This is a genomic window from Bacteroidia bacterium, assembly GCA_025056095.1.
In the GTDB taxonomy this organism is placed as follows: Bacteria; Bacteroidota; Bacteroidia; order JANWVE01; family JANWVE01; genus JANWVE01.
In genome coordinates this window covers 1-7,903 of the sequence record JANWVW010000129.1, presented here as the reverse complement: position 1 = coordinate 7,903, position 7,903 = coordinate 1, and the positions used below count along the sequence as shown (strand labels likewise).

At 37.6% G+C, this 7,903-nt stretch carries 4 protein-coding genes; 2 read left to right on the top strand and 2 right to left on the bottom strand.

Annotated features, from left to right (window positions below):
* Positions 1 to 113 precede the first annotated feature (113 nt).
* Entirely contained in the window at positions 114 to 3,599 is a 3,486-nt protein-coding gene (ileS, locus tag NZ519_09630) for an isoleucine--tRNA ligase (protein ID MCS7029014.1), read from the top strand.
* 49 nt (positions 3,600 to 3,648) lie between these two features.
* Positions 3,649 to 5,532, top strand: coding sequence for a hypothetical protein (locus NZ519_09625; GenBank protein ID MCS7029013.1), 1,884 nt, complete (start codon positions 3,649 to 3,651; stop codon positions 5,530 to 5,532).
* Between the two features lie 11 nt (positions 5,533 to 5,543).
* Here NZ519_09625 and NZ519_09620 read toward each other — a convergent pair whose 3' ends face one another.
* Together NZ519_09620 and NZ519_09615 are read right to left on the bottom strand one after the other, a co-directional pair.
* Positions 5,544 to 6,497 (bottom strand): MoxR family ATPase, encoded by a 954-nt coding sequence (locus NZ519_09620; GenBank protein ID MCS7029012.1) that lies wholly within the window; start codon positions 6,495 to 6,497, stop codon positions 5,544 to 5,546.
* Between the two features lie 8 nt (positions 6,498 to 6,505).
* The gene (locus tag NZ519_09615) at positions 6,506 to 7,519 is read right to left on the bottom strand and encodes a fumarylacetoacetate hydrolase family protein (protein MCS7029011.1); all 1,014 of its coding nucleotides are present in this window, start codon (positions 7,517 to 7,519) and stop codon (positions 6,506 to 6,508) included.
* Between the last annotated feature and the right edge of the window lie 384 nt (positions 7,520 to 7,903).

The following is a 7,903-nucleotide window of genomic DNA, read 5'->3' as shown; positions in this document are numbered from 1 at the left end:
AGCGTAGCCCGCAGCACGCCGACCTTGTGGGCATGAGCGCAGCGAAACGCCCACAAGGGCACGCCCAAAAAATTAAAAACAATTACCTAAACAAATTCACTATTTTTGCACGCATGAAAAAACATGTAGAGTATAAATCCAACTACATATACTCCCAAGAAGAAGCTAAAATCGCCCAATTCTGGAAAGAAAATAACATTTTTAAGCAAAGCATAACCTCACGACAAGGAAAACCAACCTTTGTATTTTATGAAGGTCCCCCCTCTGCTAACGGCATACCCGGCATACATCACGTCATGTCAAGAACCGTAAAAGATATATTTTGCCGTTACAAAACCTTAAAAGGCTATCAAGTGCATAGAAAAGCAGGCTGGGACACACACGGCTTGCCCGTAGAATTACAAGTAGAAAAATCCTTAGGAATCACCAAAGAAGATATTGGAAAAACCATCAGCATAGCCGAGTATAATGCCATTTGCAAAAAAGATGTTCTCAAATACAAAGCAGAATGGGACAGATTAACCGAAATTATGGGCTACTGGGTTGACTTAGAAAATCCTTACATTACCTACGAAAATAAATACATTGAAACTTGCTGGTTCTTACTTAAAAAATTCTACGAAAAAGGACTTTTATACAAAGGATATACTATTCAGCCCTATTCTCCCGCAGCAGGTTCAGGATTAAGTTCACACGAACTCAACCAACCTGGAACTTACAAAAATGTTAAAGATACTACCGTCGTAGCACAGTTTTTTGTCAAAAATACACCGGACAATCTCAAAAAACTCCAATTGCTAGGGTTAGATAGCTACTTGCCTGACTTAGCTTTTTTAGCCTGGACTACCACCCCTTGGACTTTACCTTCCAATACGGCATTAGCTTTGGGAGAAAAGATTAAATATTGCGCTGTAAAGACTATCAATCGTTATACACAAAAGGAATTAGTAGCCATTTTAGCCGAAGCAGCTATACCTCGTTATTTTGGACAAAAAAACGATCCACCCTACACTGTTATCAAAACCTTTGAAGGTAAAGAATTAGCAGGGATTGAGTATGAGCAGCTTTTACCTTATGTACAGCCCAAAGGTAAAGCTTTTATCACACTTATAGGCGATTTTGTAAGTACAGATGAAGGCACAGGAATCGTACATATTGCCCCTACTTTTGGCGCAGATGACTTTCGTATAGCTAAACAGTACGGTATAGCCGCTATGACGGTTACTCGCGAAGGCGTGGAAGTTCCATTAGTAGATAAAAAAGGGCGATTTGTAGAAGAAGTAACTGATTTTGCAGGTGAATACGTAAAAGAAGAATACCTTAGCGACGAAGAGAAAGAAAAAGAAACCCAAAAACAAGGTAGAAAAGAATACCTTAGCGTAGATGAACGAATTGCCATAAAACTAAAAATAGAAAATAAAGCTTTTAAGGTAGAAAAGTACGAACATAGCTATCCCCACTGCTGGCGTACCGATAAACCTGTTTTGTACTATCCCTTAGATAGCTGGTTCATTAAAACCACAGCCATTAAAGATAAGTTAGTAGAACTGAACAAGCAAATTAACTGGAAACCTGAAAGTACAGGCACGGGTAGATTTGGTAATTGGTTAGAGAATGTAGTGGATTGGAATTTATCTCGTTCACGCTTTTGGGGTATTCCTTTGCCAATATGGCGCACCACCGATGCCAGCGATGAAATTTGTATAGGTTCAGTTGAAGAGTTGATTGAACAAGGTTTTATGAAAATTGAAGATGCTCAAAAATATTTTGATTGGACAAACACAGAACTACCTATCACAGCTATTGTACCACAAACTTCTCAAACAGGCTATATTTCATTGAAAGAACTTTCTTTACGTATTCCAAACTTTGAAATAGACTTACATAAACCTATTGTAGACGAAATTGTACTGATAAAACAAGGTAAATTCTATTACCGTGAAAGCGATTTGATTGACGTGTGGTTTGATAGCGGCGCTATGCCGTATGCTCAATGGCACTATCCGTTTGAAAATGAAGACCTATTCAAAGCTAACTTTCCCGCAGATTTTATTGCCGAAGGAGTAGATCAAACTCGTGGTTGGTTTTATACACTGCATGTTATAGCCGCAGCCGTGTTTGATAGTATTGCTTTCAAAAATGTAATTGCAAATGGATTAGTATTAGATGAAAAGGGACAAAAAATGTCCAAAAGACTAGGTAACGTAATAGATCCTTTCAAGGCTATTCTCGGCGATAAGGAACAACTGCCCGAAGATAAGCACAAAAAATATCGTAAGGAAGGCTACGGCGCAGATCCTATTCGATGGTACATGATAAGCAACGCTTCACCCTGGGATAACCTTAAATTTAGCTTTGATGGAGTAGCAGAGGTGCAAAAAGAGTTTTTTGGCAAGTTAAATAACCTCTACAATTTTTACGTACTCTACGCAAATATTGATGGTTTCTATCAAGATAAACCTTCTGTACCTTATTCTCAGCGCCCTGAAATAGACCAATGGATACTTTCTAAACTGCATCACCTCATTGAGTATGTAGAAACTTGCATGGACAATTATGATGCTACTCCTGCTACTCGGGCTATTCAAAAATTTGTAGATGAAGATCTTTCTAACTGGTACGTACGTTTATGCCGCAGGCGGTTTTGGAAGGGGGAAATGAACGAAGATAAATTAGCTGCTTATCAAACCCTATACGAATGCTTGATTACCGTAGCTAAGCTGATGTCCCCTTTTGCGCCTTTTTATGCGGACAACTTGTACAAGAACTTAAATGATGTTACTCAGTTAGAACCTCATATTTCTGTTCATTTAGCAGATTTTCCTAAATATAATCCTGACTTATTTAATGTTGATTTAGAGCAAAAAATGGAATTAGCACAGCGAACTTGTAGCTTAGTCCATTCTATTCGCAAAAAAATACAGATTCCTGTGCGGCAGCCTTTGGCAAAAATTCTTGTACCTATTCTAAATGAGCAACAAAAACAGCATTATGAACAAGTTAAGAATTTAATCTTAGCAGAAGTAAATGTAAAAACTTTGGAATACGCAGAACCTAATTCAGGTATTTTTGTCAAAAAAATCAAACCAAACTTCAAAAGTCTTGGGGCTAAGTTTGGCAAACAAACTCAAAACGTAGCTAATGCCATTTTAGCTTTATCGCCACAAGCGCAGCAGGAGTTAGACAGGGCTCTAAACACACAAGGAAGTTATACTTTGGGTGAATTTACACTCACACCAGAGGATGTAGATTTTGTAGCGCAGGAAATTCCAGGTTGGGCTTTTGCTTTTGAAAATGGGCTTAGTGTAGCCTTAGATACTACTGTTACCCCCGAACTTAAACAAGAAGGCATAGCACGTGAATTTGTCAATAGAGTGCAAAACTTGCGTAAAGACTTAGGCTTTGAAGTAACAGATAGAATTGTTGTTCATTACCATTCAAATGAGCAAATTAAAGAAGCTGTTCAAAACTTTTTGCCGTATATTCAGAATGAAGTTTTAGCTAATCAAATCATTTTTACAAATGAAGACGCTTTAGCTCATGTTGTGGAAATTGAAAACTCAAACATTAAACTCAAGATACAAAAAGCTACAACATAGCATGTAGGTAAAAAATTTGTCTTAATTTTCGCTTAAACTTTCTCTTTATATGAAGCAAAATTGGATTGTAATAGTAGGGATGGTCCAAGTTTTATTTGGCTTTGCACAAAACAATCTTTATCATTATTCCATCAACTTATCTGAAGTCAAGGAAGATAAAGTAAAGGTACATTTAGAATGCCCTGTAATAACACAAAGTCGAATAAAATATCACTTTCCGATGACTATACCAGGCACCTATGCGGTACTAGACTACGGTAGATATATTGAAAACTTTACAGCGTTAGATAAAAATAGTAAACCCTTGCCTATCAAAAAACAGGGCAATAATACTTACTTGATTGAAAAAGCTAACTTTTTGCATAGTATTATCTACACAGTCAATGACACTTGGGATGCTAAAACCAAAAAAAATAAAATATTTGAACCCGCAGGAACTAACATACAAGCTGAAAAAAACTTTGTTCTCAATGCAGGGGGATGGTTTGGATACTTTGAAGGAAAAGAAAACTTACCTATACGTTTAGAAGTGCAAAAGCCAAGTAATTTGTATGGTATCAGCGTTTTGCCTTCTGTGGGGGATAGCCAAAAGCAGATTTTTACCGCAGAGAACTATCATGAGCTTATAGATTGCCCAATAATGTTCAGTTCACCTGATACTATTTCTTTTGTCATTCGTAATGCACGCGTACGTATATCTGTGTTTAATGAAGCAGGTATCCCACGGTCTGCTCAAATTTACCAAGAAATAAAAAAATCTATGCAAGCTATTTCTGACTTTTTAGGCGGAGATTTACCTGTTACAAGATATGATTTTATTATCTACCTTAAAGATTACACAACTTTCAGCTCTGCGTTTGAAAGCAAACCTTCCATAAAAGTGCTCTTGAAACTATACAAAGCATTAAAAGGGCAAGCTTTTGGGGCATTAGAGCATGGAAACTCATCTTTTTATTTTTTACCTGAGTTTGGCAATGAGGTAGCTATAAGCATGATAAAAGATGTATGTATACATGAGTTTTTGCATATTTTACAGCCTTTGAGTTTGCACAGCGAACTTATAGGAAACTTTAACTATGTAGAACCTAAAATGTCAAAGCATCTTTGGCTTTATGAAGGAGTTACAGAGTATTTCGCAGGTATATCCCAGCTAAGAGGAAAAATAATTACTCCTGAACAGTATCTGCAAAATATTTTATTAAAAAAAATAGAAGGTGCGGAAAAGTATCCAGAAAAGAAGATGTCTTTTACAGAAATGAGCAAAAATGTATTAAAAAATCCTTACAAAAAGCAGTATCCGCAAGTGTATTTACGTGGAGCGTTAATGGGTGCAATGTTGGATATTGAAATTATACGCCTTACAGATGGACAAAAGACCTTAAAAGACGTAGTTTTGGCACTATGCGAAAAATATGGCAAATACAAATCGTTTAATGAAGAGAGCTTTATTCAGGAATTTGTCCAAGAAGTTCATCCTGATTTACAGAAGTTTTTTGATGACTATGTTACAGGAACAAAGCCGTTGGACCTACAAAAATTTTTTGCTTGTGTGGGAATAGACTACAAAGCTAGCCAAAAGATTCGTGTTCCTAAGCATCCTATCAAACATAACGATGTGAAAACAGAACGAGGAATTATTCAAAAACCTGAACATAAAATAAGCTATGTAGGTAAAAAAGAGCAATTCGGTCTGCAAGTAGGTGATATCGTAATGGAAACAGACATACAAAAAGTAATTAAAAATGAAGAAGGAGAATTTTTACCAGAAGGCACAAAAACAAGTTTATCCGTTTACCGAAATGGAAACTTAGTTAGCATTCCTTACACAGTAATTTATACTGAAAAACCTGAACTTGTAAAACACCAAATTATCAATCTTAAAAATAAATCATCGTTGCAAGAAAAATACTATCAAAGGTGGATAAACAACTAACACGCCATTATTCAGCGAGGCACTTGTGTGTTTTGTATTATTTCTTGTAGAACTTCATCAGGCTTTAGACCGTCAATTTCTGCTTCGGGGCGTAAAATGATGCGGTGTCTAAGCACCGGCAAAGCCATTTGTTTTACATCATCAGGAGTAACATAATCTCTACCTTGTAAAGCAGCGTAAGTTTTTGAGGTCAATAATAAAGCAATACCCCCTCTTGGACTACTTCCCATAAAAAGATTTTGATTATTTCTTGTGCTGCGTACAATTTGGTTAATGTATTGTAGAATACCTTCGTGCACTTTTATTTGTTGAATAGTTTCTCGCATGCTAACTATCTGTTCAGGTTCCAGAATAGGTTCAAGTTGGTAGTAGTGGGCAAACTTACTTGCGGTAAAACCTTCATTGTAGCGTTTTAAGATAGTAAGCTCATCTTGTTCTTGGGGATATTCTATCAAAATTTTGAGCATAAAACGATCTAATTGTGCTTCGGGTAAACCATAAGTACCTTCAAATTCAATTGGGTTTTGAGTAGCTAAAATCATAAAAGGCTCTTCAAAAGTAAATGTTTCGCCTTCAATAGTTACTTGGCGTTCTTCCATTGCTTCTAACAAAGCAGATTGAGTTTTCGAAGGTGCGCGGTTAATTTCATCAGCCAAAATGATATTGGCAAAAATAGGTCCTTTTTGAGTGTAGAACTGCGATTTGGAAAGGTCAAATACGCGCGTGCCTATAATATCGCTTGGCATAAGGTCAGGAGTGAATTGAATGCGTTTAAAAGAACTTTTTATCAAGTAGGCTAAGGTTTTTGCTGAAAGAGTTTTAGCTACCCCAGGAACTCCTTGTAAAAGCACGTGCCCTCCTGCAAATAGGGCTACTAACATTTGGTCAATTGCTGCTTCTTGACCTACAATGACTTTACTTATTTGGGTTCGCAGTTGTTGGGCAACTTCTTGAATCTGTTTCATGACTGCAATTATGCATTCTTATTTAGTTTTTTCTTGGCTAAAATAGAGTAGTCGCCTACTTTTTTGATGCGATTAGTCAGGTGTCCTAATCCTGTAATTTCCATTTCTATGATATCTCCATCTTGTAGCCATTGTTCAGTGTAGTTAGGATCGTAGAGTTTGCCTGTGCCGTTAAGTTCTAAAAAACAGCCTGTTCCTACTGTACCAGAACCAATAACATCGCCAGGTAAAATATCTGTACCGTATGCGCATCGTTCAATAATTTCTGCAAAAGTCCAATCCATATCTGCCATATTCCCTTGCGAAACTAGTTTTCCATTTACCCAGCATTTCATTTCTAACGCATATTTTTCCCCCTCATGCCCAGGGTGTGCAGGAACTTTGTAAGGTGCTAATTCATCTTTGGTTACCAACCAAGGACCTATTACAGTACAAAAGTCTTTACCTTTGGCAGGTCCTAAGTTGAGTAGCATTTCTTCCATTTGTAATACGCGTGCGCTCATGTCGTTCATAATCATGTATCCGCCGATGTATTCATCTGCTTTATCTGCGGGGATATTGCGCCCTTTTTTACATATTACTACGGCTGCTTCTAACTCAAAGTCTAATTTTTGCAAATGGTCAGCTAAAACCTCAATATCTCCCTCACCTTGAATAGCATTATGGTTCGTAAAGTAAAAAACAGGATATTGGTCAAATTCAGGTATCATAGGCACCTTGCGGTTGCGCCGAGCAGCTTCTACATGTTGTCTAAAAGCATATCCATCACGGCAGGAAGTAGGAAATGGAACAGGGGCAAGCATCTTTTCAGGAGTAATAGGTAAAATATTTCCTTGTTTAGCCTGTTGTTCTATTTCACGAGCGTAGTCTAATTGCCTATCCCAGTCCCATAAAAAATCTTTCATCGTAGGGACTATGGGCAGATTAAATTGTTTGCCTGCTAGGGGTAGGTCAAAAATTTGTTCATTGAGATGAAAACCAAAACTAATTTTACCTTGATAAATAAAGCTGACCAACTTCATACAAACAAAAGTATGAACATTTTTGTAGATGAGCAAAACCGAGTAGAGAGTAGTGTTTTTTTAGATGCGAATGGAAATAGAATGTTTTATTTTTTGGGCGTGCCCTTGTGGGCTTTTGCCCACAAGGGCGGCGTGCTACGGGCTACGCTATCGCTTCGGTGCTACGCTTCGCTCCGCACCGTGCTGACGCACGCCCTCCGCATGCCTCACGCAAAGGGGATCTCTGAAAAAACCATTTCTTCGTTTCTTATGGCAAGTTTTAGCTTGTAAGTACTTGTGCTTTAAGCTCAAAAAAGGTAAAGACATGACTGCACAGGTCATCTGCGTGAGGGGCATGGAGCATGCCGTTAGGCAGTACGAAGCGCAGCGAAGTACCGAAGCGAA

What these genes read in the sequence shown, in the direction of transcription:
- ileS (MCS7029014.1), top strand. Translation starts at nt 114, where the DNA reads ATGAAAAAACATGTAGAGTATAAATCCAACTACATATACTCCCAAGAA.
- NZ519_09625 (MCS7029013.1), top strand. Translation starts at nt 3,649, where the DNA reads ATGAAGCAAAATTGGATTGTAATAGTAGGGATGGTCCAAGTTTTATTT.
- NZ519_09620 (MCS7029012.1), bottom strand. Translation starts at nt 6,497, where the DNA reads ATGAAACAGATTCAAGAAGTTGCCCAACAACTGCGAACCCAAATAAGT.
- NZ519_09615 (MCS7029011.1), bottom strand. Translation starts at nt 7,519, where the DNA reads ATGAAGTTGGTCAGCTTTATTTATCAAGGTAAAATTAGTTTTGGTTTT.